22 protein-coding genes are annotated in these 26,198 nt (G+C 45.6%); 15 read left to right on the forward strand and 7 right to left on the reverse strand.

Features of this window, described 5'->3' with window-relative positions; all coding sequences use genetic code 11:
- A complete protein-coding gene (locus HUF13_RS02590) occupies positions 1 to 306 on the forward strand; it encodes a hypothetical protein (protein ID WP_173473684.1) in 306 nt (101 codons plus the stop codon).
- A 56-nt stretch (positions 307 to 362) separates the two neighbouring features.
- Positions 363 to 1,253, forward strand: a complete 891-nt coding sequence (locus HUF13_RS02595; protein ID WP_304038736.1) for a DUF6544 family protein — start codon at positions 363 to 365, stop codon at positions 1,251 to 1,253.
- 68 nt (positions 1,254 to 1,321) lie between these two features.
- On the opposite strand, the gene HUF13_RS02600 is transcribed toward HUF13_RS02595, so the two are convergent.
- Positions 1,322 to 2,233, reverse strand: a complete 912-nt coding sequence (locus tag HUF13_RS02600) for a PD-(D/E)XK nuclease family transposase (RefSeq protein WP_173473685.1) — start codon at positions 2,231 to 2,233, stop codon at positions 1,322 to 1,324.
- A gap of 212 nt (positions 2,234 to 2,445) precedes the next feature.
- Between HUF13_RS02600 and HUF13_RS02605 the strand changes: the two genes are divergently transcribed.
- The 3 genes from HUF13_RS02605 to HUF13_RS02615 all read left to right on the forward strand — a co-directional run bounded on the left by HUF13_RS02605 (position 2,446) and on the right by HUF13_RS02615 (position 6,713).
- Positions 2,446 to 2,847 carry a hypothetical protein gene (locus HUF13_RS02605; protein WP_173473686.1) on the forward strand — a complete coding sequence of 134 codons (402 nt, stop codon included), beginning with the start codon at positions 2,446 to 2,448 and terminating at the stop codon, positions 2,845 to 2,847.
- 322 nt (positions 2,848 to 3,169) lie between these two features.
- Complete coding sequence (locus HUF13_RS02610; RefSeq protein WP_173473687.1) at positions 3,170 to 3,655, forward strand: hypothetical protein; 486 nt, start codon at positions 3,170 to 3,172, stop codon at positions 3,653 to 3,655.
- A 49-nt stretch (positions 3,656 to 3,704) separates the two neighbouring features.
- Positions 3,705 to 6,713 (forward strand): DNA methyltransferase, encoded by a 3,009-nt coding sequence (locus HUF13_RS02615; RefSeq protein WP_304038737.1) that lies wholly within the window; start codon positions 3,705 to 3,707, stop codon positions 6,711 to 6,713.
- 48 nt (positions 6,714 to 6,761) lie between these two features.
- On the opposite strand, the gene HUF13_RS02620 is transcribed toward HUF13_RS02615, so the two are convergent.
- Complete coding sequence (locus HUF13_RS02620; protein ID WP_173473688.1) at positions 6,762 to 7,025, reverse strand: hypothetical protein; 264 nt, start codon at positions 7,023 to 7,025, stop codon at positions 6,762 to 6,764.
- Between the two features lie 78 nt (positions 7,026 to 7,103).
- On the opposite strand from HUF13_RS02620, the gene HUF13_RS02625 reads away from it, so the two are divergent.
- A complete protein-coding gene (locus tag HUF13_RS02625; RefSeq protein ID WP_173473689.1) occupies positions 7,104 to 7,811 on the forward strand; it encodes a hypothetical protein in 708 nt (235 codons plus the stop codon).
- Positions 7,812 to 7,890: 79 nt separating this feature from the next.
- Here HUF13_RS02625 and HUF13_RS02630 read toward each other — a convergent pair whose 3' ends face one another.
- Both HUF13_RS02630 and priA read right to left on the reverse strand, forming a co-directional pair.
- A complete protein-coding gene (locus HUF13_RS02630; RefSeq protein ID WP_173473690.1) occupies positions 7,891 to 8,538 on the reverse strand; it encodes an outer membrane beta-barrel protein in 648 nt (215 codons plus the stop codon).
- A 191-nt stretch (positions 8,539 to 8,729) separates the two neighbouring features.
- Positions 8,730 to 10,787 carry a primosomal protein N' gene (priA, locus tag HUF13_RS02635; protein WP_304038739.1) on the reverse strand — a complete coding sequence of 686 codons (2,058 nt, stop codon included), beginning with the start codon at positions 10,785 to 10,787 and terminating at the stop codon, positions 8,730 to 8,732.
- A 131-nt stretch (positions 10,788 to 10,918) separates the two neighbouring features.
- Here priA and HUF13_RS02640 point away from each other — a divergent pair, with 131 nt between their 5' ends.
- Together HUF13_RS02640 and HUF13_RS02645 are read left to right on the forward strand one after the other, a co-directional pair.
- Positions 10,919 to 13,834, forward strand: coding sequence for a DUF349 domain-containing protein (locus tag HUF13_RS02640; RefSeq protein ID WP_173473691.1), 2,916 nt, complete (start codon positions 10,919 to 10,921; stop codon positions 13,832 to 13,834).
- Between the two features lie 218 nt (positions 13,835 to 14,052).
- Positions 14,053 to 15,015, forward strand: coding sequence for an L-threonylcarbamoyladenylate synthase (locus HUF13_RS02645; RefSeq protein ID WP_173473692.1), 963 nt, complete (start codon positions 14,053 to 14,055; stop codon positions 15,013 to 15,015).
- Positions 15,016 to 15,174: 159 nt separating this feature from the next.
- Here HUF13_RS02645 and HUF13_RS02650 read toward each other — a convergent pair whose 3' ends face one another.
- Positions 15,175 to 15,906, reverse strand: coding sequence for a M15 family metallopeptidase (locus HUF13_RS02650; protein ID WP_304038741.1), 732 nt, complete (start codon positions 15,904 to 15,906; stop codon positions 15,175 to 15,177).
- An 83-nt stretch (positions 15,907 to 15,989) separates the two neighbouring features.
- The gene (locus tag HUF13_RS02655) at positions 15,990 to 18,275 is read right to left on the reverse strand and encodes a hypothetical protein (RefSeq protein ID WP_304038743.1); all 2,286 of its coding nucleotides are present in this window, start codon (positions 18,273 to 18,275) and stop codon (positions 15,990 to 15,992) included.
- 160 nt (positions 18,276 to 18,435) lie between these two features.
- Here HUF13_RS02655 and HUF13_RS02660 point away from each other — a divergent pair, with 160 nt between their 5' ends.
- The 6 genes from HUF13_RS02660 (at position 18,436) to nth (ending at position 22,902) form a co-directional block, all read left to right on the forward strand.
- A complete protein-coding gene (locus tag HUF13_RS02660; protein ID WP_304038744.1) occupies positions 18,436 to 19,209 on the forward strand; it encodes a nitrilase-related carbon-nitrogen hydrolase in 774 nt (257 codons plus the stop codon).
- Between the two features lie 185 nt (positions 19,210 to 19,394).
- Positions 19,395 to 19,532, forward strand: coding sequence for a hypothetical protein (locus HUF13_RS02665; protein ID WP_173473695.1), 138 nt, complete (start codon positions 19,395 to 19,397; stop codon positions 19,530 to 19,532).
- 2 nt (positions 19,533 to 19,534) lie between these two features.
- Positions 19,535 to 19,897: a hypothetical protein gene (locus tag HUF13_RS02670; protein ID WP_173473696.1), complete on the forward strand. Its 363-nt coding sequence runs from the start codon at positions 19,535 to 19,537 to the stop codon at positions 19,895 to 19,897.
- Positions 19,898 to 20,135: 238 nt separating this feature from the next.
- Positions 20,136 to 21,320: a phosphotransferase gene (locus tag HUF13_RS02675; RefSeq protein ID WP_173473697.1), complete on the forward strand. Its 1,185-nt coding sequence runs from the start codon at positions 20,136 to 20,138 to the stop codon at positions 21,318 to 21,320.
- Positions 21,321 to 21,410: 90 nt separating this feature from the next.
- On the forward strand, positions 21,411 to 22,199 hold the full coding sequence (gene cysE, locus HUF13_RS02680; RefSeq protein ID WP_173473698.1) for a serine O-acetyltransferase: 789 nt from the start codon (positions 21,411 to 21,413) through the stop codon (positions 22,197 to 22,199).
- A gap of 79 nt (positions 22,200 to 22,278) precedes the next feature.
- On the forward strand, positions 22,279 to 22,902 hold the full coding sequence (gene nth, locus HUF13_RS02685) for an endonuclease III (protein WP_173473699.1): 624 nt from the start codon (positions 22,279 to 22,281) through the stop codon (positions 22,900 to 22,902).
- Positions 22,903 to 22,969: 67 nt separating this feature from the next.
- On the opposite strand, the gene HUF13_RS02690 is transcribed toward nth, so the two are convergent.
- Positions 22,970 to 24,043 (reverse strand): DUF3300 domain-containing protein, encoded by a 1,074-nt coding sequence (locus tag HUF13_RS02690; RefSeq protein ID WP_173473700.1) that lies wholly within the window; start codon positions 24,041 to 24,043, stop codon positions 22,970 to 22,972.
- Between the two features lie 195 nt (positions 24,044 to 24,238).
- On the opposite strand from HUF13_RS02690, the gene HUF13_RS02695 reads away from it, so the two are divergent.
- Positions 24,239 to 26,026, forward strand: coding sequence for a CotH kinase family protein (locus tag HUF13_RS02695; protein ID WP_304038745.1), 1,788 nt, complete (start codon positions 24,239 to 24,241; stop codon positions 26,024 to 26,026).
- Positions 26,027 to 26,198: the final 172 nt, after the last annotated feature.

A 26,198-nucleotide genomic window follows, 5' to 3' on the forward strand; every position in this document is an offset into this window, starting at 1 on the left:
ATGAGTTCTACTATAACGGCAGCAATCATAATAATTACGTTATCTTCGTTTATCATAGCAAAGATTCTTAAAAAAATTGCAAAGAAAGCGTCCCCCAATTTGCTGTTTGCCATCGCAGATATCATCATCGGCCTTTTGATATTAGGCTTTGCCATCTATGACTTCAATACCGCCGAAGGAGAGTTCGCAGGAATCTTAGGCGAATTGGCGTTGCTGATTGGAGAACCGATTGTCGTTGTGCTTTTAATTATCGACGCCATTGTATGGTACAAGTCACGAAAGAAAAAACAACCGTCTTGTAAATGATTCAAAAATAGATCCGACAAAAGGTTGCTCCAATTAATTCCAAACATTCAAAAAAAATGAAGAAAAAATTTATGACCTTCTTGATTATCGCCGCCGCCATCATTTTGCTTTTGACAATTTGGTTCAACATTCCCTATTCGCCTGTCAAAACGCAGTTCCGCAATGATGTCGAGGCAAGGTTGCAAAGCGCCGCAACTCTCGCAAACGTAAACGCCGAAAAATCCGGCACACAAGCCCAAACGCTAGATTCCGCAAGTATCGCAAACCTCCCACCCCTCATTCAAAAATATTTGGAAACGAGCGGTTACATCGGTAGCCCAAAGCGCTCGCACTTGACCATGGAATACAAAGATGTCGATTTCGGCATGGGCGTAAACAAGCCGCGAATCAAAATCGATTACACGCATGTGGACTTTGCCGATTCACCTGAGAGGCTCGCATTTATCGACAGCAAAATGCTCGGCATTCCGTTCCAAGGCTACGATTACTACATGAACGGCAAAGGCGGCATGAAAGGCGTTCTCGCGAAACTCGTTACGCTATTCGACCAGACCGGCCCTACAATGGACAAGGCTTGCCTCATCACCTATCTCGCCGAAGCATTCTTTTTGCCAGAAGCCCTCTTGAAAGATTTCATCACGTTCAAGCAAGTTGACGACCACACCATCGAAGCGACAATCACAAACAAAGGCGTAACTGCAACCGGAATTTTCCATTTCAATGACGCTTACGAAATGACCTCGTTTACAACAAATGATCGTGGTCAAATTTCACCCGACGGAACCATCGAATACACCCCGTGGGAAGCCCAATGCGAGAACTATAAAACCTATTCCGATGGCATCAAACGCCCCACCGTTTTCCGCGCTGTATGGAAAAACAAAGACAGCGACTTCGTCTATTTCGATGGAGAAATCAGTAAAGTGAACGGAGCTATCCGTCCTTAAAAAGCTTCGTGCAATATTAAAACAAAAAAGCCCAGCGAAACTGGGCGATTAAAAAAACATTTAGGACATCAGCGTTGAGTTCGGCGCTTTTTGATTTCGTCCAAAGAAATTCGCGAAATGGCAGAAATATCTTCATCTGTCAATTTGGGGTTAGCAAACATAGCATCTATCATTTCATATCGAGTTTCAATCTTGGCTCCAGCCAAACGGCATTCAATTTCTTCTTTTGCAATCATTTCTCGCTCCAGTTCGGTTAGAGTAGTTTTATCCAGGTTCTCAATTCTGATGCGGTTCAAGGCTTCGTTGACGATTCCATTTCCAAAGTCAGGGAGCGGTTCACCCTCATGCGCGTGTTTAAGCACATAAAGCCAAGCGTCAACAGGATCTTTTACCTCGTCTGCGGTCTTATTGAACTTCGGCAGGCATACAATAATATACTTATTTTTAGGAAAAATCGTCTCGACGCTTCCACTATTCAACATTTCCTTGCTATAAATAGCCCATTCATCGATGTAATTTTTCATGCGATGCGGCAATTCAAAGTCGCAAATCCAAATGGATATAGTTTCAGGTATTTCATAACGCCGATACTCCTTCTCTTCTTTTGAGAGCGTTTTGAATTCTTCCGATTTTTCCATTTCATGCTTGCCTTTTATGATCAGGAATGCTTTGTACAATATAGTGCGGTCGATAAAGAAACTATGATCCGCCTTCTGCATTTCAATATTGAGGAAACGCTTAGAACCCGTAGTTGCGAACGCATCCAAGATGACCTTACGTTCTTCAGGAATCATAAACCGTAACGTATGTTCAAACGAATAGTTCAAATTCTTGATTTGGTCATCCCCCTTCAGCTGCAAGATTCCATCAACAAAATCCTTGATAGCGTCCTTGCTTGCGAACAAGCTCTTGAATCCCGTATCGGTTCTCGGATCTATATAGGTTTTTCCTTTCAAGGTTTCTGAAATAAATTGATTCATTGTTGTATCTCCGTTAATTTTGGAGGTCCTAATCTACAACGAAAAACTTTAAAAAAACAAAACTTTGCAAATTTTGCAACCAACCGTTAGCAAAATCGCTCATTTTGTCAACTATGGAATTACTTTGGCAAGAAAATATTTTCCACCATGCTTTTACAATGTCAAATTTAGACATTACAATATTATATATTCAATCAAAAGGATAATACAAAATGCAAAAGATATATTCAGAAAACGACTTTCCGCAGTCTTTGCGATGGCAAAACGTTGATAAGTTCTTAAAAAATTTTATGCACCGTCTTGTCAGCGAAACAGCGCCCAGCAACACAATCATTGATGAACACGGAAACAAAATTTTAAAAGTTTTCAGCCGCAAAAGATTTATCTGCTGGTACTCTCGCGTATTCGAAATCAACGAATTCTACCATACATACGGGACTCCCGGCATCTGGTTTCACGGATACTTGCCCCAAAACGATTTTGGCGAACCTGAATTTGATAGCGTCGAACCCGGCTACGGCTACTATGATTTTAGAATCAAGAGTTTAGAGCACTTTAAGCAGATTCTTGAAGCCATGATCAAAGCTGATGAGTATTTTGCCACAGTGGAATAAATAGAGCACAAAAGAATGAATTATGCATCAATGAACATTGCCAAAATTGAGCAACAAAAGATATATTCAAAAACAGGTCTTATAGGGGCTCTTTTTTAACAGTGTTGAAACAAAAAACACCCGCAGTTCGCCCTCTTGCACCGCAATAAGGCGGTAATATATATTTGAGGAAAAATACAAGCAGGCATCAACATCCATGAATCGCTACTTAAGCACCCTACTCAAGTTTACTTCAAAAGACGCTCATTACCCGCACCTTTGCGGAGTTCACTTTAACATTTCTAACGGGATCGCTTGTGCAACAGACGGTCGATCCGCACTTATGCTTTCTGCAACTTCAGATACAATCCGCAGTTTCTGCAACGAATTGGCAACAGAAAAAGGATTAAAAACATCCCTAGACAAAGTGACTATCATTAAACTGAAAAAAACTTGGTCCATAAATAACAATCCATACCCAAACTTATTCCAAATAATCCCCATAGGCCGCTACGAAGAGTGGAATGGTTTTGCTTTTTACAACAACATAGAGTTTGCCAAGAGGATAAAGAGCATCGCAAACCTATGTGGTTCATATCCAGATTTTTCAACAAGCCAAAAATCTCCTTACAAAGCCTTACAAAACTACTCTACAAAGAAAAAGGGAAACGAAACGATACACATACTCACCATCATCATGCCCTCCAACATTGAAGAGCACTTTTGGAAAGAAGACTTCGAAATAAAATACAGCAAAGTTTTGGGTTCAAACAAGCCGAATATGGAAGAAGTCGAGTATTGGAAAGAACTTCAAGCAAAATTCAAATAAAGGTAACTTTTGACACTTTGTGCCATTTGAATTTATTATATTCGGGAGCATGGTTAACACACAGAAAAAGATGAACGAGAAAGAAAAGAAAGCAGCAGCCAAGGCATTTGCAGAACGTTGGACTGATAAAGGATATGAAAAAGGTGAGTCTCAAAAATTCTGGATGGACTTACTTTCAAGCGTTTTTGGCATAGAGAACTTTGCAGAATTCATCTTTTTCGAAGAACAAGTCAAAGAACGTCTCCAAGATAAAACCATCACTAATTTTATAGACGCCTACATTCCTTCGACGCGCGTGATGATCGAACAAAAATCCAGCGACAAGGACTTGCGTAAGCCGATAAAGCAAAGTGACGGCCGATATTTAACGCCTTATCAGCAAGCAAAGAAGTATGTGGCAGATTTGCCGCTGAGCCAGCACCCCAAATGGATTGTCTCATGCAATTTTACGGAATTTCTGATATACGACATGGAGCATCCAAGCGGAGAACCCGAACAGATTTTATTGAAAAATTTGGGTAAAGAATACCACCGCCTAAATTTTTTGGTAGATGCACGCAGTGAAAACATCAAACGTGAAGTCGAAGTTTCTATCAAAGCCGGCGAAATCGTTGGAAAAATTTACGATGCATTATTGCCCGAATTTGGCAAAAACCCAACAGCAGCAGACCTTCACGCACTGAACGTCTTGTGCGTACGTCTCGTCTTTTGCCTTTACGCCGAAGATGCAGGAATTTTCAAAAAAGAGCAATTCTATAGTTATCTTAAGAGTTTCCGCGCCGAAAACATGCGCGTGGCTCTCCGTGAGCTTTTCCGTGTTCTTGATACAAAGCCCGAGAACCGCGACAGATTCATGGAAGAAAAGCTTGCTGATTTTCCATATGTAAATGGTTCGCTATTCCACGAAAAAGAAGGCGAAACAATCCCGCCCATTTCAGAAAAGACTGCCGAAATTATTTTGACACATGGAAGCTTAGACTTTGACTGGTCTGAAATCAGCCCCACGATTTTCGGTGCGGTTTTTGAAAGTACGTTGAACCCCGCAACCCGCAGAAGCGGAGGAATGCACTATACCAGCATCGAAAACATCCATAAAGTCATTGATCCCTTATTTTTGAATGATCTACGGGAAGAGCTCAACAGGATAGTGCCATCCACCACCAAGGCTCTCACCAAGCTGCAACAGCAAAAACTGCTCAATCTGCAAGACAAAATCGCCTCCCTGAAATTCCTCGACCCCGCCTGTGGATCTGGTAACTTCCTTACCGAAACCTACACAAGTCTCCGCAAACTGGAAAACCAAATTCTCATGTTACTCATGGCCGACAATATTGTGTTGGGCGAAATCGTGAACCCCGTAAAGGTAAACATCACGCAGTTCTACGGAATCGAAATCAACGACTTTGCGGTAAACGTGGCTAAGACAGCCCTCTGGATTGCTGAATCGCAAATGCTCAAGGAAACGGAAATTATTGTCCGACAGGATATTGAATTTCTCCCCCTCACCACCAATGCAACCATCGTCGAAGGCAACGCCCTAAAGATGGATTGGGAATATTTGCAAGAAAATAACACAGAACCAACGCTGTGGGCGGATAAAGTCAATGTTGTTTCTCCCAAAGATATTGATCCAAAGAAAATGATTCTTGCAGAACCAGGAAAACACTACGATGCTGTAACTGTTGTAACAGAAGACTTGCACATAGGAAAATCTGCAGAACAACCTCATAAGAAAAATCATTACGATTACTTGATCAGTAATCCCCCATTTGTAGGATACGGTTTACAAACCAAAGAACAAAAACAAGAAACTCTAGACATTTTCGTTGATAAAAAAGGCAAGTCCTACAGTTCAGCTGGCAAAATTGACTATGTTGCCAACTGGTATTTCAAAGCAGCAAAATTGATTCAAGGAACAAATACAAAATGCGCTTTCGTGTCAACAAATAGCATCACACAAGGTGAACAAGTTGCAGGCATTTGGAAACCACTTTTTGACAGGTTTAAGTTACAAATTGATTTTGCTTACCAAACATTCCGTTGGGACAGCGAATCCGAGCAAAAGGCACACGTTCATTGCGTAATTATAGGCTTTTCGGCAAACAACTCCTCTCAGCAACACCCCAAACGCATTTACCTTGCCAACGGAAAAATCAACGAGGCAAAGTCCATCAATCCCTATTTGATGGACGCACCTAACATTTTTGTTGAAAGCCGGAAAAATCCGTTGTGTAACGTTCCTTTAATGACTACAGGCAACCGTCCTGCCGATGGCGGGCACCTTATTATTGAAGCGAATGAATATGAAGATTTCATCAGCAAAGAACCCGATGCAAAGCCTTTCATCAAACGTCTTATCGGTTCTGAAGAGTTCATCAATAACAAACCACGTTACTGTTTATGGCTCGTCGATGCGACTCCTGCGCAAATCAAAGGGATGCGTGAAGTTTACAAGCGCGTTCAGGCTTGCAAACTTGACAGAGAAAATTCACCCGATGCAGGGCGACAGAAACTTGCGTTAAGACCGGCTCTTTTCCGAGAAACAAACAATCCTGAAAACTATATCATTGTACCTGCAACATCTTCAGAAAAAAGAACCTACATTCCGCTAGGTTTTTTAGGAAAAGAGTTTATTCCATCAAATGCAGCCGTAATTATCCCCGATGCAACACTTTATCACTTCGGTATACTCACCTCAAGTGTTCACATGGCATGGATGCGTACCGTTAGCGGTAAACTAGAAAGCCGTTACCGATATAGCAAAGATATCGTTTACAATAACTTTCCATGGTGCAATCCGACAGATGTACAAAAAGCAACAATTGAAAACACAGCACAAGCAATTCTTGACGTACGCGCAAAGTATCCTGACTGCAGTCTTGCCGATCTTTACGATGATTTGACAATGCCCACAGATCTTCGCAAAGCCCACTCAGACAACGATAAGGCCGTTATGGAGGCCTATGGATTCAACACCAAGATGACTGAAGCAGAAATCATAATAGAATTGCTCAAAAAATATCAAGAGCTTGTAGAAAAAACGCCTAAACAGAAATAATATTTAGGACGTCCATAATTCATTTTATACATTTTCTTTTTTTCCATCTTAAAGCACAATCACGATTGCGACAATCACTATCAAAATTACAGCAAGCGCGATTAAGACCATGCGCTTGGAAATTTTGCGGTATTTGTAAACGATGATTTTGTCACCAACTTTGGGCGTTTTGTAGGGTTCGCACAATGCGGAATCGTCTACGAAAAAGTTAAAGCCGTTGATTGAGGCGATGCCGAGTCTTTTGGCTTCGTTCCATTGCGTAACGACGGCGATGTCCGTCGGAATTATTCTTCTTTTTTTGATTATATGCAAAAAAAATTAGAAAAAAATTCTAATACATTTTTATATTAACAGCAACAATTGACTACCGAATGGAGCAAAAAAGAACTTATGTGTGAAGAAAATAAATCTTGCGAATGCAGCAACGATGACGTCGTTGCCATTACAAAAAATTGCGCTGAATCTTGGTTAAAAAGAATCCGTAATTTTGCAGGTTTCTTAGGAATGATCCTTCCTTGGATTGCATTAATCGGGGCAACAATTGTCTCCAAAGCGAATCCTACAATTATTCCAAAAGATTTTTGGTACACGTTGTCGATTTCTGCAACTTATTACTTAACCCCCGCAATGGCAGGCATTCTAACAACAGCATCAATCGTACTGATGTGCTACAAAGGCTACGATAAAAAAGACGAACTCGTCACGACGATTTCCGGCATTTTTGGATTGATGATTGTCTTATTTCCCTGCAAATGCTCCGTTGCTGAAAAGACTGTCGGCAACATCGTCGGATTTTTCCAATTGCCCATCAACATTTCAGACATCATCCACACGGCAGCGGCTGTCATATTCTTTTTGCTTTTGGCGATCAACAGTATGTTCCTATTCACTCTTGGCGAAAGCAACACGCGTCAAAAACACATCAGAAACTTTATTTATAAAGTCTGCGGAATCGGAATGTTCTGTACACTTCCTCTATTGATTATACCCTTTAATTTTCCTGCAAAAATATTCGTTATCGAAGCCATAGCACTCACTTTTTTCGGCATCAGTTGGCTTGTGAAAGGACAAATTTTCGGATTATTTGCCGACAAATAGCTTTATCTCATAGATACAAAAAAACAGCTGTTCTCTTTTAGAAAACAGCTGTTTTTTTTAAATGTAAAATCGCTCTAGTTTAGAAAGCGAAACCAAGGTACAGGTTGAATTCAACACCGACTCCATCGCCAAAGAAGAAATCGGCCGTATCATCATCATCAAGATCAGTACCTTCAAGAGTACAACGGCTATACCCAACACCAATATCCGAGCCAAATACGAAGCTACCGCTCATGAACTTATAACCAAAAGCTGCGGAGAAGGAAAGAATTTTCATTGTAACGCTAGACTTATCGTCCTTGTCTTCGCCGGAATAGTACGAATACTCAACAGAAGGTTGAACATACCAACCCTTGGGATGTTCACCGTTGAAATAACGACGGTAACCTTCCATAAGGCCAAATCCAAAGAGGCTAGCTCCATCTAAATCAGCCCAAAGAATGTTCGGACGAGAGATAATGGCATTTGCCGGAGAAAAACCGGTTTCAACAGTCACAAACACCCAAGGAATGTTAAATGCAGCCAAAACGGTCAAAGAAAGCGGATGAAGAGAAACAGAGAACATCTTGTCTTCATTTTTTGCAGCAGGTGCACTTACCGGAGCCTGAACGCTAGACGTATTAGCGGATTCCCATTGGCTAGCAGACTGATTTTGCGTGAAAGCATCTTCTTGTGCAAACACAAGGCTTGCTACCATAAGAGAAGTCATAAAAATTTTTTTAAACATAGATTATCTCCTTTTTTTAAATTTGCACGCAAAAATAAAGAAAAACTTTTTATTCGTCAATAAATTTCTTACTTCTTTTCTTTTGTCTTAACTTTTTTTTTCTAAATTTCTCTTTTTTTTGCTTTTTTTACCACAAAAAAACAAATTCACTTTAAAGTAAATTTTTAATTACAAACGTTATTATTCAATATTTATTCTAATTCCACTTTAATTTCGACACCAGGAACCCATGCTTTAGGGGCATTCAAAATGGGTGAAAGCAACTTACGAACGACAGCAAGATTTTGCGTTTTTACATAGAGCTTAACCCAGAACACATTTTGCACTTTCGGCACAAACGCATCAACCGGTCCAAGAACCATCAGCGCAGATTCTTTGCGCAAAATACTTTCAAGTCGATTCACCGTATCGCGAAGTAAATTTTCATCACGGGAACCGCAACTGATTTCGACCAATTTGCAGAACGGCGGATAAAAAGCTATCTGACGATTTGACGATTCCAAATTGGCAAAACCATCAAAGTCATGGCGAATTGCAAATTGCATCACGGGTTCTGTTGGATTAAGCGTTTGGATAAATACGCGGCCACCGCCACCTGCACGCCCCGCGCGGCCTGCTGTTTGGCTCAACAGCTGGTAAAGTTTTTCACTCGAACGAAAATCAGGAATCCCTAATCCAGAATCTGCACCGACAACGCCAACAAGTTTCACACCTGGAAAATCATGGCCCTTCGCAACCATTTGTGTTCCAAGCAAAATATTGTATTCACGATTCCTAAACGATGTCAATATTTTTTCGACTGCGCCCACATTCTGCGTTGTATCGCGATCCATGCGGATCACTTTTGCATCGGCCACCCATTCTTGAATTTCTTCTTCGAGTTTTTCGATGGCACCGCCAACAAATTCATACGTTTCGGCACCACATGATGGGCACGGAGTATTCACCGGATAAAGCGCTGCGCAGTAATGGCACATCAATGCATTGTACTGCTTATGATACACCAGCGGAATATGGCAATGCTTGCAATAAAGCGTTTCGCCACATTTTGAACAAACTCTAATTTTTGAATAACCACGGCGATTCATGAGAATAATCGCCTGGTCGCCATTTGCAATACAATCCGAAAGCGCTTCACGCAAAGTTGGCGACATGAGCACGCCTTTTTGCTGGTGCACCTTTCCCATATCAACAATCGTCACTTCGGGGAGCGGTGCTGCCGTCGCACGATTCTTGAGAGTCAAGAGTTTAAGGTTTCCCGCTTTGGCATTGCGGAATGTTTCGAGGCAAGGTGTTGCACTGCCAAGCACAACAAGCGCTCCATGCTTTTGTGCCAAATGGAATGCCAAGTCGCGCGTATGATAACGCGGAGCCGGGTCCTGTTGCTTAAACGAAGAATCATGTTCCTCATCTAAAATAACAACGTCAAATTCAAACGGCGATAAAATAGCACTGCGCGTTCCAAGCACAACTTTAGCAGATCCATCAAGAACAGCCAAATAGCCCGCTCTTTTTTGCGGAGCCGAAAGCGCAGAATGCAACACCACCACAGGAACTTTCAAAAAATCTTCAAACCGAGAAGCTGTCTGCGGGGTAAGCCCAATTTCGGGAACGAGAATGAGCACACGTTTATTTCGTTTGAGAGCTTCGCGCACCAATTCCTGATAAACTCTCGTTTTACCACTACCGGTCACACCATGCAAGAGCGTTCCACGAAAACCGTCTTTATCCAAATCTTCAACAAGACTGGCTAGTGCTGTCTGCTGTTCGTCTGTCAAGGGGGGCAAGTCCGAACCGACTTGCATTTCGAATCTATCCGGTAAAGCCTCGCCCCGTGGTTCAGCTTTTTTTTGAGCACACAAAGCATCGAGGAACTTGTCAAAATCAGCGGGCCAAAAAACATTCAAAGCACGCATGGGCGTACTTACATAATACTTAGCAATCCATTCCAATGATTCCATATAACGTTCAGTAAAGACATAACCGGACTCATGCGGACACGCATAACGAACGTCAAAATTTGGCTTTTCAGAATGGACTCGGCTTACTAAAGCAAGCGTTGGCTTGCGCCGAGCAAGCTGCACCCAGACAACACTTCCCCTTACAATACTTGCGCCTTCGGGCACTCCGTAAGTAAAAACAGATGGGGACAAAGGGATATAAACCTCACAAAAATGCGAGACAAGCGCCGCATCACAGCGTTCCTTGACCATTTCTGGAGCCGAAGTTTTGGGAATTCTCTTTGCCACGGGGGCAAAGATAGTTATTGATACAAGCTTAAATGGGCATAAATTCGTGTAAAATTTTCTGACTGCAAGTTTTTTTTAGTTAGATTATGCTATACGGAGCTGAGAAAGCCCCGCCTACCTTTGGAGATATTATGAGCTTTTTTGACGCATTTAAACCGAAATGGCAAAATTCCAACCCTGCAAAGCGCATCGAAGCGATTGCCGACTTGGATGAACTCACTAGTCAAGATATTGTCGAACGAGTGGCCCTTTCAGATGATAATGTCGAAGTGAGAATAGCTGCAATCAAAAAACTTGCACTTATTAATACACTTCAGGAAATTTCTAAGAACGACAGTGACTCCAGCGTACGCCGTCTGGCAGAAACAAGAGCTTTTGAAGAAATTGTCAAAAAGCTGAAAGACTTTAACGAATCGAACTTGAACGACGAAGCACGCGGCTATATCGAAGCTGTCAAGGACACACGTTATGCCGAAGACGTCCTCAAGGCTACAGACAACTTAACTATAAAGAGAGAACTGGTCAAGCTTTGCAACAAGCAGTCTCTCCTCGCCCAGATTGCTTCTCGCGACTCTAGCGAAGAAATTGCACTGGCTGCAGCAGACCGTGTTGTTTCTGAATCCTTGCAGACTGACCTTATCAAAAATTCCAAGCACGTTTCTGTCCGCAAGAAGATTTCAGATAAAGTTCGTGCAAAGAAAGAAGCCGAAGACAACGGCAAAAAAGCATTGGAACTTTTGCAGAGCAAGCGCGAAGCATTGATCAAGCAAGCCCACTTCCTTGCCGCTCAAAAAGACGCTATCGCCACAAAGCCGCAGTTTGACGCCCTCATGACCGAAGCAAACGCTCTTGGCATGGGTGATTCTACCGGCACGCTCAACGAAATTTACGATAGCTTCAACAAGTTCTACGACGAAGCGACTGCCGCCAAGAAGGCTGCCGAAAACGCCGAAGCCGAAAAGCAGGCCAAGATAGCCCACTTGACAGAAACGCTTGCCGAACTCGAAAGCATGCTCGAAGCGAACTCGACTGAAGAAAACGCTGAACGCGTGAACGCCATCGTCGAAGAATGGACTGCAAACAAAAACATCATGGATGCAGCATCCATCAAGCGCTTCAACAATGCCTACTTCAAGACGCAAGAAGCAAAGAAGATTGTGATTCCAACCGCCGAATCTGAAAACGCCAGCGAAGAAGAAATTGCAGTCCGCAAGAGCCTCCTCGAACGTCTCCAGGCACTCTCCGACACGGAAATTGATGAGAACACGGGCAAGCATTTGCACGCTATCGTTCGCGAATGGGAAAAGCTCGACCTTCTCGAAGGCGACGATCCGATTCTCCAGACATATAACGCTCTGCGCACCAAGTTGAACGAGCTCATCTCGGCATTCAACGAAAAAGCCCAAAAGGTCATCGAAGAAAATTCCAAGAAGCTCCGCGCTCTCATCGAACGCATCCAGAACATCGACGAAAATCAGGAATTCCGCGAAATCCATAAGATCCTCCGCGATACTTATCAGGAATGGAAGGAAATCGTCGGCGAACAGAAATTCAAGTATCACGATCTTTGGCAGGAATACAAGATTGCCACATCCCGCTTCCAAGAAATGCAACAGTGGGAAAACTGGCACAACGAAAAAGACCGCGATACTATTATCGAAGAAATGGAAGCGCTTTCTAGAGAAACGCCGAGTCAGGCTGTTCTTACCAAGTTCCGCGAACTTTGCAGCAAGTGGCGCGAAATCGGCCCCATCTCTGCCGCCAAGTTCCAGGATTACCGCGACCGCTTCCAGGCTCTCGTAGACAAGATCAAGGAAAACTGCGCTCCGTTCATCGAAGAACAGAACGCCGAACGTCAGAAGAATCTCGTTGACAAGGAAGCTCTTTGCCAGAAGGTCGAAGAACTCGTTGCCAATGCAGAAATCTTCTGGAAGGACAAGTTCAAGTCCGTTCAGGAAATCCAGGAAAACTGGAAGAACATCGGCATGGTCCCGAAGGAAGCCTTTGCAGCGCTCAACAAGCGCTTCAAGGACGCAGTGAACGCCTTCTATGCCCAGCATAAGGAAAATGTGAAGCGCGAAGACGACAGTCGCGAAGCGAACTACGAAAAGAAGGTTGCCCTCTGCATCGAAGCCGAAGCCATCAAGGACTCGACCGACTGGAATGCCACTTCCACCAAGCTCAAACAGTTGCAGGATGCTTGGAAGGCAACCGGCCCAGTTCCGAAGAGCAAGTCCGACGAAATTTGGACACGCTTCCGCACCGCTTGCGATTCCTTCTTCGAAAAGAAGCGCAACCACTTTGAAGAAATGGATGCCGCTAAGCAGAAGAACCTCGAACAAAAGCAAGCCATTTGTGAAAAGCTCGAAGCTCTCGACTTGAACAATGTAACTCCGGAAGTTATTGAAGCTTATAAGGCTATCGATGCCGAATGGAAAACTATCGGCATGGTTCCGAAGGACGCTGTTGAATCCATCAACGAACGCTACAGCGCAATCGTCAACAAGATTGTAGCCAAGATGGCTGAAACCGACCCGGAACTCCAGGCCAAGATTGCAGAAATCAAGAAGAAAAAGCAAGACTCCATCGAAAAGGTTCGCCAATTCGCAGAAAGCGCTGGTTCCAACCAACTCGCCGATGCCGTTCGCGAAATCCAGAAGGAATGGGTCACGCTCGGTTCTTGCGGTAACGACGATGCTGAATTGCAAAAGGCATTCCGCGATGTTTGCGACGACTTCTTCACTCGCCGCCGCGACCAGCTCGACATTCAGGAACAGGCTCGCCAAAACAACTTGCAGAAGAAGATTCTCCTCTGCGAACAGGCCGAAGACTTGCTCACCGACTTGAACGATCAGACAGTCGTCGCTTCGATGAACAAGGTCAAGCACTTCCGCCGCCTTTGGAAGGAAGTCGGTGCAGTTCCTCGCGAACACTCCGAAAAGATCTGGAAGCGCTTCAACACGGCATGCGATCAGGTATTCGCCTTCGGCCGCAAGGACGAAAAGAAGGAAGAAGCTCCGGCACAGGCAGCCGTCAGCGAAGCATAGCGATACGGCGAAAGCCTCTTCGCAACCTTGTCATGCCCGCCTACCTGTCCTCGCTTGACGGGGACGAGCGGGCATCTCCTTTTTATACACTAGAGAATGGAGATTCCCTCCCCATACGCGGATCATGACTACTAAGCAGCATAGCAGCAAGTAGTCAAAGAGGTCAAGCCGGGAATGACAAATAGACTAAATCCTTCTACATTTTTTATTTTTGGGTCATGAAATTTCCGCCATGGACAAGTGTAAGCGAAGCAGCCCGCCTCCTCAAAGAAAGCGAAGTCGTCGCTATCCCGACAGAAACAGTTTACGGACTCGCCGGTAACGCATTCGAGCCCAAAGCGCTCGCCAAGATTTTCGCCGCTAAAGAACGCCCGACGTTCGACCCGCTGATTGTCCATATCGCAGACATTGCACAACTCACCGACATAGCCAAGGACATCCCCGATAGCGCCTACAGACTCGCCGAAGCTTATTGGCCGGGCCCGATGACGATTATCCTTCCCAAGAAGGATTGCATCCCCGACCTTTGCACAAGCGCCCTCCCCTCCGTGGCCGTGCGCTTTCCGAGCCATCCGATTGCACAGGCAATCATCAAGGAATCAGGACTCCCGCTGGCCGCCCCTAGCGCAAACCTCTTTAAGCATGTAAGCCCCACGACCGCTGAACATGTTGCAGCCCAGCTCGCCGACCGCATCGCAGGCATTGTCGATGGCGGCCCCTGTTCCGTAGGCGTCGAAAGCTCCATCATCTCGCTCGTCGGCGAACCGACCGTGATGCGTCCTGGCGCCATCACGCCCGAAATGTTCAAGGCAGTCCTCGGTGAAGTAAAAATCAAGGAATCCACATCCAAGCCGGGCCAGCCAATGCTTGCCCCCGGCCAATGCGACACGCATTACCGCCCGCAAGTCCCGCTTTACTATGGCGAAGTTCCTGCAGGCTACACGCTCCCAGAACAGACCGTCCGCATTGCGTTTGGCTCACAAGCAGGCCCAATTCCTGCTACAGTAAACTTGTCAGCTACAGGCGACATGGTCGAAGCGACCTCTAAGCTTTACGCATTCATGCACGACCTTGACAAATCCGAATACGACCTGATTCTCGTAGACCCCATCCCGAACACAGGCGTCGGCATGGCGCTCAACGACCGCTTGAAACGTGCAAGCATCAAGGCGCTGCCGTAAATACAAGATTATAGTTACTAGTTTGTAGTTAATAGGTACTAGAGATTGTTGAAAAAAATCATCCTCGACTGAGCGTAGCGAAGGAGGGAATCCATACATTGTACCACAAAAAATTATGGATGGGTCAAAGAATATACAAGCATATTCAGAACTCTTAACTCAAATCGGGAACAGCGGGTAGTGTTCCTTGGTATAGGCACGCGTGAATGCATTGAAATGCCACCATTCGCTAGGGAGCATCACCCAGCCAGCGCGCTTCATGATATTGCGGAGCAGGTTGCGATTATCAATTTGAGATTGCGTCAGGCGCCCGGATTCAAGAGCCTCAGCCTCGCCCACAGCCCCAGCACAGCGCTCAAAAGAATCAAAATCCGCACCCATGTCAAGCAAATTGCCCGTGCTATCAGCAAGTCCTAAATCAAGCGCAAGCCCGTAATTGTGGAGCCCGCCCGTTTTGCCAGACGAAACAAAATGGCTATAAGGCGTTCCTGCAACAGAGCTTTTCAAAACAGCTTGTGCATACATCGGGCGCGCGGCATCAAAAATCACAAGCAAATATCCCGGCAATTCCTTCGCGATAATAGAAAGTGCGCGCCTTAGCTTTGGCAACGCATCTCTATGCACAAACGCACGCTGGAAGCCGCAATACATGTCGTGTCCCGTCACATTGTTAAATGTCGCATAGCGCAAATCCATGCGAATGCCACGCATGTACGTAATTTCGACCAAATTAGAATCGTGCGTCGCGTAATCAATCCACTTCTTTGCAGAAGTGCAATAACGCAACGGTTTTTCGGGTTTCGGAGGCACAAACAAAGAATCGGTCACATGCGAGAATGCAGAAACAGCAAAGAAAGCACTTATCAAAAGAATAGATTGCTTCCGCCACATCCTGCCCGCGGCAGGTTCTTCTTTCGTTCCTCGGAATGACAACTTGCGCAGCTTCCTACTGTCTACTTCCTACCGCCTACTAATTATATTCCCAATTGCACTTCGACGCCGAAATCGATATTTAGCCCCATGCCCTTTGCAATAAACGGCACCAAGTCAAATCCGTTGGCAGTATTCTTGTCATTATCGCGAGCGACCAATGAGCGTTCACGCCAATTTTTGGAACCAAGGAATCTAAGCGCACCCACATCGAGTTTCGAGAAGATGTTGTCTACTTCCAAATAGAATCTTGCATGCTTAAAGAAGAACTTCGACTTGGTCAAATCCAAGTTCACGCGAATATCCGTTCTGTACAAATCCGTAAACTGGTTGTAATCCTTAAGTTCGCGAGTCCCGCCCTTGCCATCCGAAGCAGTTTTAACCGAGTAAAAATAAAGCGGTCTATGCCATGCAGCATGATGTGTCAAAATCACAGACACAATAGAATCCTTTCGCGGATAATATCTAAAGTGCGAAACCACATCCAAACGGGAATTCGCTTCCCACGGCAAAGACTTACCGCCCTTCAGTTCGTATTCACCGTAAACAGAACTTGCATTCATCGACATCGAGAAATGATGAGACGTTTTCCATTCAACAGAGCCCGAAGCACCGGAGACCCAAGCGTAATCAATCGGAGTCACGTCCTTGTAATTTGCAAAAGCCTTCGGCAACGGAAGCAGCGGATCGGCATAGAAGCGCCCAAAGCCCGCCAACTGGGCAACCAAGTATTTAGATCGATAACCAGCACCCAACTTGAGGGAAGTTCCCGATTCCAAGCGGCCCGTCAAGTCGCCATCATCAAAATAATGTTTCCAGTCAGCACGGTATGCGGCATTTCCAAAGAGTCTCCAATATGCAGAATCTTTTTTTGACAAATTGCGTTCCATATCGAACGATGCCGTCGGGCGCGCATTATGATCAGCCGCATCTGCAACCGCACCCACAGAAATCATATATTGCGAATAATTGTTTTTCCAATCAAGCGTAGCCGCACCCGATAAAATACCCGTTTGGTATTTGCTGCTTTCTTCACCACCAGTAATCGGGAAACTGCGTTCAACAAAGTGGTGTTCATAAAGAATAGCTCCACGCAAATCAGCGCCAAAGATGTCGGCATGGAAATCCTTGTCGGCGCCCACGCTCAGCGTTGTATGCGTTTGGTTGTAACCATCAATAAAGGTTCTATCCACATCTTCGATTTTCTTACCCATTTCGTTACGGAATCCGGTCGTATCACGCAATGTATCGCTCAAGCTTTCGCGGACAAGCCCAGCATGGAAACTTGCGCCAAACTTCGAAGCGTATTCAGCACCCACAACCAAGTAGCTTTGAGAGCCTTCGGCAATGTCTATAGAATTGGTACTGTTGTAACTTTTTGACGTATCCTGACGGATTCGATATTTATCGGAGCTGAACAATGTGCGCAAAGCCCATGTCGCATTTCCCAGCGAATCTGAACCATTCAACTGTGCATAAATATCAAAAGCAGAAAGGTCAAACGGATCCGACGACTTCACATCGCTGTCGCTAGCCTCATCGCCACGCTTGCGGAATTCCGTATAGAACTTTTCACCAAGAATCTTGAGAATGCCAGCATCAAGAGTGCGGAACGCAAAGCGGAAACTATCCCAAAAGAAGAACGGCGCATCGAGCAAAACTTCGCGCTGAGAAATCGTAGCCGTACCTCTCAAGCCCCATTCACCGCTAGTCTGTTCCGGAATAAACTGGATTGAAGTCGCAAGGCCCTGTCCAAGAGGCCCCTGACCGTAATGATCATGGACTTCGATACCGCTCAACGTATGCGGGTTTATAACCGAAAGATTGTTCGGAAAACCTACATCCAGATGACGCATGTTCGGAATGCGAAGACGCCCCAAATGATATGCGACATCGCTCGCGCGGGAACCTTGATAATACAAAGCGCTGCTAAAATCTTTCTGTCCCGAGATGCCAGGCATCTGGCTCAAGTGTTCCGTCAAGTCAAAACGCATGCCCGCAGCATCTTCAAGCTTGTCGATCTGAATAGTGCGTTCCACTTCCCACTTGATCGGTTCGCCATCACCGATAATCGTACTGGCGCCAAGATTTGTAACATTGGTGCTAAGCGTAACCACCATGTCCATAAGGTCGGCAAAATCTTGCAATTCCACAAAAACGCTATCAAAGCCATCTTTCTTGAACACAAGCGTCGCATTCTTGGAATCCACCGAGAACTCAAATCGACCGCGGGAATCAGTCGTTCCAATCGGCTTACCAGACTTGTAAGTAACAGCGACATCCTTGACAGGCAAATCAGATTCTGCTTCAAGAACGACACCAATAACCATTGTTGGCGAGGCAGCAAGGGCCCCTACGATAAGAAACAATACTAAACAGAAAATAATACGAAACTTCATGCCTTCAAAATAGATAATTTGCGATAAAAAATTTCGCCAATCCACAAACAACGGTTATATTATACGCATGCTTAAAGTTTATTTAGTCCAAATGGATAGCGCCAAGGGTTCTAAATCCGAAAATATCGCCCGCGCAAAGGCCATGATTCTTGACGCGCACCCCGCCGAAGGAAGTATCATCCTTTTGCCCGAGATGTTTGCCACGGGCTATATTCCCGCAAACCTAGATTCCGCAGCCGAAGATTTCAGCACAAATACCGCAGGCGAAACTGCACGCATGCTCTCAGAAATCGCCGACGCCACAAACTGCATCATCATGGGCGCAGGTATAACACGCGCTCCCAACGGATTTTACAACCACGTGAGCGTCTATGCTCCGCAAGCCCCCACGGAACACTGCGGATACGACAAGATGAACCTCTTTTTCCCGGAACGGGACGATTTTACGCCGGGAGCAAGCGTTAATTTATTTGCGCTACTAGACTGGAAAATAGCTTCGTTTATCTGCTACGACTTGCGGTTCCCCGAAATTTTCCGCGAAGCAATCAAGCAAGGCGCAAACCTCATCACGATCCAAGCAGCCTGGCCTGCCAAAAGACGCGCCCACTGGGAAACGCTCCTCAAGGCCCGCGCCATCGAGAACCAAGTCTACATAGCAGCCGTAAACGCCGTGAGCACACAGCCCGGCACTAAAGCCCCACTCGCAGGCACATCGCTCATCATCTCGCCCAACGGAGACGTTATCGCCGAAGGAACCACCAACGAAGAGATGATCATTTCCGCCGAACTGGACCTGCTAGCCGAACGAAATTACCGCAAATCATTCCCCGTACTCAATGGAATCGTTCCTCCAGATTTGATTTAACGATTTCCAAGCGGCACTCAAACGAAAAAAATCCTTGGACAATCAATCAACGCTAACCCATTGTGCACCAACGAGTTAGCGATTTCTTTTTATATATTTGTCGAAAAATTTTCTTTTACCCATATCCATCCGGCCTCAAAAAGATTATTTTTTACTTACATCTTTAAAATCAAAGAGGTTTTAAAATGGCAACGTCAAGTAACATCGATTACGCAAAAGAGCTCATAAAAGCGGGTCTCAAACGCGAGCTGATTTTAAAAATCACCTCCATTTCTGAACACGAATACAGCATCCTCCAGCGCGAACTTTTCGCTACTGCTTAAACTTGCAGCTCATTTTAAACATTCCCGCCCAAAAGGCGACCGAAGGGGCCTCACGCAAGGCCGCCGTTATCGCTTGTTACAAGGACGGGAGTCTTTTGCTCGATGCAAGGGACAACCTCAAGCCGGCCAGATTCATCATGCATCCGTCTGACAATTTTCCATGGACGGAATTCATCGAAAAACTACTTGCCGCCTGGCAACTCTGCGATTATAGCGATGTTCCAGAAGCATTCAAGCCCATCAAGCAAATTCCAACATTTGTAATTGAAGGGCTCCCAAGCGAACCCGTTCCACAACAACTCAAGGTTTTAGCCACATTGCGGTCCCACGGTTATTTTGCCCCTCTCAAAAATTCTGGCAAATAAAGTTCCGAATACAAAAGAAGAAAGTGTCCTCTCCTAATCCAAATCGACCAAACATCGACCATAATCGAAGACACTTTCTTTATTTTTCCAAGGAGAATCCACCCTACCATCTCCTATTGTTAATTATACTTTTTTTTGTTCAATATGATTTATTATTTAAAAACTATTTTTCTAACCAAAATAAATATACCCCAAATAATATATATTCACGTTGTACAACATTTGGGGTTGTCGCATTATGAACTTTATCAAGTATTTTAGCAAACAACGTTGGTTCATGGGGAAAAACAGAACCATCGCGAGCACCGAAACGCTCGACTCCACAGAAGCCGGCGGCACACGAATCAAGCTTATCAAGGTTTCGTTCAACGATGGCGAAAGCGATATTTACACGTTTATCGATGACGAGAACGCCGTCGGAAAAATTCTCGAAGACGCATTCCTCGATGGTTCCCGGCAATCCGTCTTCTCCGGAGACTCTGGATTTTTCTCGTTCCGCATTACAGCGCCGCTCCCCAAGGCGCCACTGACAAGCATCAAGCCTGTTTCTAAAGAACAAAGCAATTCAGCCTTTTGCGCACCAGGTAAATTTTTCTTTAAACTTTATCGCAGGCTCGAACCGGGATTACACCCCGAAGCAGAAATTCTCGAAGCCATGAACAAAGCCGACAGTAGCCGCGTTCCGAAACTTTACGCCGTCTGCAATTACAAAGCTAAAGGTGGAGAAGTTTATACTTGGGGTATCCTCGAAGAACATTTTGCAGGAGCCAAGGATGCCTGGAACGAGTTCTGTAACAACATGGATAGCACAGACGCTTTCCAGCTCGGCATGTCCACCGCACAAATGCACGAAAGCCTAAAACCGCTAAGCGGCCCCAAGTACAGCAACGTCGAGCCGCCTTTTGACAAGCTGGAACAATTGCTAAAAAATTCAACGGACACCGAATACGCGCCAGAACTCCGCAAACGCCTTCCGGAACTGCGTATCCGCTACAGCGATTTACTCCGCGAAACATTCAGCGACAAGACGATAAAAAAACAGCGCATCCACGGGGATTACCATCTGGGTCAAGTGCTCATTACACAAAGCGCAAACGGCACCAAGCATTTCGAGATTATCGACTTTGAAGGTGAACCCACGCGCAGCCTCGATTACAGGCGCACCATCCGCTCCCCCGCTGTCGATATCGCAGGAATGTTGCGCAGTTTTGCCTACGCAGGCGCCGTTGCAAAGGTCGATCCGAGCGAAGCTCAACAAGCCTTTATCACCGGCTACTCCAAGGTTTCAGGGATTTCCACCGATGCAATTGAAAAAGAATCCAAGCCCTACATTTTGGCCAAAGCTATTTACGAAGCATGCTACGAACTAGAATTTAGGCCCAACTGGTTCTGGATTCCCGCCAAAGCGCTGCTGGAACTGTAAACAACAAGCGCCCCGCCCGCATAAATTTCATTTTGATTCTAAATCCATTCTAAGGCGAAGCCATCAACATTTTCTATATTTGGCGCCATCATGACACCAGAAGAAATGGAACAGTTACTCCGTAAGGAAGCCTCAGAGCTCGTCAAAACCGAGCCGCTTTCGAAGTTGATGCTCGAAGAGCAAGTCCTTAACCGCAAAAATTTTGCGGATATGCTTTGCGTAACCCTAGCATGTCAACTCGCAGGTGAAGTCATCGACCGCGCGGAACTGGAGAAGATTTTCTGTTCCATGTACGAGAAATACCCGAATTTGCTCATTTCGGCAACGAAAGACTTGCGAGCAACCGTCTTGCGCGACCCCGCTTGCACAAGCTATTTGGAACCTTTGTTGCTATTCAAGGGATTTCAGGGATTGCAGGCTTACCGCGTTGCTCACGTACTGTGGGAAGAACACAGGCATTTTCCGGCCAAGATGATCCAGAACATCATCAGCCGCAAGTTCGGCATGGATATCCACCCGGCTGCAAAAATCGGCCATGGGCTTTTGATTGACCATGCAACGAACATTGTCATTGGCGAAACCGCAACCGTCGGGAACAACGTGAGCTTTTTGCATGGCGTGACCTTGGGCGGTACCGGTAACGAAATCGGCGACCGTCACCCCAAAATCGGAAACGGCGTAATGCTCGGTGCGCATGCCCAGTTGCTCGGCAACATCCACATCGGCGATGGCGCTAAGATTGGCGCAGGTGCAGTTGTGCTTTGCGATGTACCCGCCCATACGACTTACGCAGGAGTCCCGGCAGTTCAGGTTGGCCACCCGCACGATGAAATGCCAAGCTTCAATATGCAGCAGGACTTCACGCGCGACAAGGGGTAATAGTTGGCAGAACTTAGACCGCTTCGCTTTTAGAACTTAGAAGAAATCGAAGGATCTTAAGCAAAGCGAGAGGGAATCCATGCGAAAGGCGGACAAGATTAAATTCATAGGCGATAAGCTAGACGAACTGTTTCCTGATCCGCCGATTCCGTTAAACTACACAAACGCATTCACGATGCTTGTCGCGGTCGTTCTGAGCGCCCAATGCACCGACATCCGTGTGAACCAGGTTACCGAAGTTCTTTTCAAACTTGCCGATACGCCTCAAAAAATGATCAAGCTCGGCGTGGAACGCATTGCCGAAATCATCAAGCCCTGCGGATTTTTCAACACCAAAAGCGTGAACATCTACAAGCTTTCGCAAACGCTCGTCGAAAAATTCAAGGGCGAAGTCCCGCAAACATTCGAAGAACTTGAAAGCTTGCCCGGCGTTGGCCATAAAACGGCTAGCGTTATCATGAGCCATATTTTCAAGATTCCGGCCTTCCCCGTCGATACACACATCCACCGCCTTGCCGAACGCTGGGGTTTAAGCGATGGTTCCAGCGTCGAAAAAACAGAAGAGGATTTAAAAAAAGCTTTTCCCAAGGAAGAATGGGAAAAGCGTCATTTGCAAATCATTTATTTTGGTCGCACCTACTGCAAGGCCCGCGGGCACAAAAACGAAGAATGCCCGATATGCTCTGTAGTTGGTAGTTACTAGTTATTAGTTACTAGAGTTTTTAAGGTACAAGATTCTTTTATTTATCCATAATCATCGTGGCAATTCATCACCTTCTACGCGATGGTGGTGGCGGCGGTGGATTATGCGGTCCAGAACGGCGTTCTGCTCTACGAGAATCCTGATCGTCCGAGCTTGATGCCGGAGGAGGCGGAGGTGGGAAAGGGCGCCTATAATTCGACGAAGGTGGTGCCGAAGTTGTGCGAGGTTCCGCAGCCGATTTGTTCAAGCCCTGCGATGCTGGAACCGGCGCCAACGGGCGATTACCCCAAGAATTAGCACGTGGAGGCGGCGGTGCTGACGGACGCCTATAATTCGAAGGAGGCGGATTGTCTATTCGCAAACGCGGAGGAGCAGGCGGAGGATTATCAAAACGAATATGATGCACACGTCTCTGACGATGACGCGGAAGAGGCGGTGCATAGCGATGCGGATGGCGGTAATGCGGGCGACGATGCACCCAATCATAATAGAACGGATCCCAGCCCCAATAAACAAGACCAGCCCCAGTCCAAACCCCATTCACATAGCGCAAGCGAATATTGCCGTCAGAAACGACGTAATAAACGACACGCGGATCATATTCGGGAACATACACATATTCTTCGCGGACAGGCTGAATCGAAACATTTTCATCCACCGTCACAGAAACCTTGTCATCACTATTCAAATAGCCATTCTTGTGAGCAACCTTACGCATTCTCTGCACCGCATCCATCACATCGGCCTTTTGCATTTCAACCGCTTCACCAAGCTGATGAGACCAAGTCGCATATTTTGCCAACTTGCGAAGTACATCTGGGAACGGGATTAGCGCAATCACCGATTCATCGTAATCCAATTCGGCACGTTCAATCGCAGCAGCCAAATCGTCCCCCTTCAAATGGCGGTTTGCGGTTGCAAACGCAGATGCTCTCGGGAGGTCATCGCCATGCGTCGTGGCGTCAAGAACATGCACCAACAGCGGGTCAGGATAAAGCGCTATGGTCGAAACAAGCGTATCCAATTCCGCAGGCGTGTAACGGTTTTGCGCAAAGACAAATCCCCCCCAAAAAAACAACAGTCCCAAAAACAGACGAAACGACCGCACGGAAAAACTTGATTTCAAGGTTTTTTCTTTCATAGGAACCTCCTTATCCTAAAATACATCTATTGGATGCTCAAGACCAGCATACCGTTTCGTCCAGTCCCATTTTTTGGCCAAAAAAGCCTCATGTGCAAAAACAACTACAACATTTTACAGTGCGTAACCAGAAATTAACAAATCCTTTTGGCTTCTTCCATATAAATTTATTCAAGATGTTAGAGGATGCATATTATGAATATGTTCGTTAAAGCAACAGCCCTTGCAGGTTGCATCATTGGCTCAGGTTACGCACAGACCTACGATTTGCCCATTTTATTCATAGACTCCAAACAAAAATGCCTTGACTTTTACACCTTTGAAAAAATACCCGCCACCATAAAAGTCTTGGACGGGAAAACAAACAACGTCGCAGACAGTTCCAAAGGCATCCAATACGACATAGGCATCAAAGTTCGTGGATTTAATTCAGCAGCTTTCCCCAAACCAAACTACACCATCGAATTCCACGATTCAACGGGCAAAGACATAAACGTGAGCCTGCTCGGCCTCCCGCCTTCTGACGACTGGGTTTTGCACGGGCCTTATCTCGATAAAAGCATGATAAGGAACTCCTTTGCCCACTGGCTCTTCCGGCAAACAGGCCGTTACAGCCCGCGCACCAAATTTTTCGATCTGTACATCAACGGGGTCTATCGCGGCGTTTATGAACTTACCGAAAGAATCAAGCGAGGTAAATACCGCGTCAACGTGAGCAAGCTCAAAAAAACCGACATCGAAGGCGAGGAACTCACCGGAGGCTACATTTGGGAATTCGACTATATCATAGACAGGCACGGTGCAGGGCTTCCATCATACAATCCAGCAGACTTTCAAACTTCTGATGGAGTAAACGTCGTTTTGCGCTACCCCAAAAAAGAGAAAATTACGAAAGAACAGGAAGAATACCTAAAAAATTATTTGAACAATCTCGAAGCTTTAGTCAAGGACGGTAAAAACGGGAACGGATACGAAAACTACGTGGATGTAGCATCGACAGTGGACTATATATTGCATCAAGAACTCACAAACCATGCAGATGCCTATGTCTATAATTTTTTCATGTACAAGCCCAAGGATAGAACGGACGAGCATGGCAACAAGACCGTAGGCAAAACAACACTAGGCCCACCGTGGGATTTCGAACTAGCTTTTAAGAACAGTTTTAAGCCAGATAGTGGCAATAATGATAAAAAGGATACGAATTCCACCATAGGCTTCGATTTCCGAAGCACTAGTAGCTGGATAATAGAAAATAACTACAACAACTTCAATGTTTCAACGGGTTTAGGTTCGTACACACTAGCAGGATGGCTAATTGAAATGTGGAGGGATAGCGTTTTCCAAATCGAGGTGTCAAAACGTTGGGCGGAACTTCGCAGTGGCGTTTGGCACACCAAAACCATAGATGCCTATCTGGACTCCATGAAAACGTACCTGACGAGCGCCGCCGAAAGGAATTTCAAGCGCTGGCCAAATTTAGGGAAAGCAAGCGGAACCAATGACGAAGATCTGGAGCCTATGAAATACTGCGACACAAACAGGCCTCAAAAAGCGAGAATGATTATGGGCGGATACAACGCAGAAACTTGGGATGGAGAATTCGAACACGTCCGCAACAAAACAAAAGAAAGAATGAAATTGATAGACGAACTACTCGGATTTAAGGAACCGGAAAAACCTGTAGTCTTCGAACCCATCATCCATGAACCCGACTGGCAAGCGGAAATGGGCGATACAAGTAAAGCCCACATTGACGCCAATCATTTAAGCAGGCTTTCACCGGCGAATTTCTTTGTCGTGAACGGCGACCATCTCGAAATCAGCACGAGCATCGGAGGCACATTCGCCCTTGTTGACCTGAACGGAGCCGTTCTTTACAGGACCCACATCAAGACCGGAGTAACAACGATGGAGATTCCTGCCAAGGCAAGGAACAAGCATTGGATTGCCACGCTGAACGGCAAAATGTTGAACAAATAGCCGAGCTTAGATTCGAGCAGACCAGAAGGACCTCCCCCGCGGGATGTCCTTTTTTGTGAATTTTTGCCACATTTTTTAAAGAAATTTGCGGATGTCAGACTGTCAACACTTATAATGCATAATCTGTGATAAACGCATACTCCACCGACCTCATTATATAGATTACTATATG

Origin of the sequence: Fibrobacter succinogenes (assembly GCF_902779965.1) — a bacterium.
Taxonomy (GTDB): domain Bacteria; phylum Fibrobacterota; class Fibrobacteria; order Fibrobacterales; family Fibrobacteraceae; genus Fibrobacter; species Fibrobacter succinogenes_F.

Coding starts and splice junctions, on each gene's coding strand:
- HUF13_RS02595 (WP_304038736.1), top strand. CDS start 363: ATGAAGAAAAAATTTATGACCTTCTTGATTATCGCCGCCGCCATCATT.
- HUF13_RS02610 (WP_173473687.1), top strand. CDS start 3,170: ATGCTTTCTGCAACTTCAGATACAATCCGCAGTTTCTGCAACGAATTG.
- HUF13_RS02605 (WP_173473686.1), top strand. CDS start 2,446: ATGCAAAAGATATATTCAGAAAACGACTTTCCGCAGTCTTTGCGATGG.
- HUF13_RS02645 (WP_173473692.1), top strand. CDS start 14,053: ATGAAATTTCCGCCATGGACAAGTGTAAGCGAAGCAGCCCGCCTCCTC.
- HUF13_RS02615 (WP_304038737.1), top strand. CDS start 3,705: ATGGTTAACACACAGAAAAAGATGAACGAGAAAGAAAAGAAAGCAGCA.
- HUF13_RS02640 (WP_173473691.1), top strand. CDS start 10,919: ATGAGCTTTTTTGACGCATTTAAACCGAAATGGCAAAATTCCAACCCT.
- cysE (WP_173473698.1), top strand. CDS start 21,411: ATGACACCAGAAGAAATGGAACAGTTACTCCGTAAGGAAGCCTCAGAG.
- HUF13_RS02650 (WP_304038741.1), bottom strand. CDS start 15,906: ATGTGGCGGAAGCAATCTATTCTTTTGATAAGTGCTTTCTTTGCTGTT.
- HUF13_RS02660 (WP_304038744.1), top strand. CDS start 18,436: ATGGATAGCGCCAAGGGTTCTAAATCCGAAAATATCGCCCGCGCAAAG.
- HUF13_RS02630 (WP_173473690.1), bottom strand. CDS start 8,538: ATGTTTAAAAAAATTTTTATGACTTCTCTTATGGTAGCAAGCCTTGTG.
- HUF13_RS02600 (WP_173473685.1), bottom strand. CDS start 2,233: ATGAATCAATTTATTTCAGAAACCTTGAAAGGAAAAACCTATATAGAT.
- HUF13_RS02690 (WP_173473700.1), bottom strand. CDS start 24,043: ATGAAAGAAAAAACCTTGAAATCAAGTTTTTCCGTGCGGTCGTTTCGT.
- HUF13_RS02625 (WP_173473689.1), top strand. CDS start 7,104: ATGTGTGAAGAAAATAAATCTTGCGAATGCAGCAACGATGACGTCGTT.
- HUF13_RS02655 (WP_304038743.1), bottom strand. CDS start 18,275: ATGGTTATTGGTGTCGTTCTTGAAGCAGAATCTGATTTGCCTGTCAAG.
- HUF13_RS02590 (WP_173473684.1), top strand. CDS start 1: ATGAGTTCTACTATAACGGCAGCAATCATAATAATTACGTTATCTTCG.
- nth (WP_173473699.1), top strand. CDS start 22,279: ATGCGAAAGGCGGACAAGATTAAATTCATAGGCGATAAGCTAGACGAA.
- HUF13_RS02695 (WP_304038745.1), top strand. CDS start 24,239: ATGAATATGTTCGTTAAAGCAACAGCCCTTGCAGGTTGCATCATTGGC.
- HUF13_RS02675 (WP_173473697.1), top strand. CDS start 20,136: ATGAACTTTATCAAGTATTTTAGCAAACAACGTTGGTTCATGGGGAAA.
- HUF13_RS02665 (WP_173473695.1), top strand. CDS start 19,395: ATGGCAACGTCAAGTAACATCGATTACGCAAAAGAGCTCATAAAAGCG.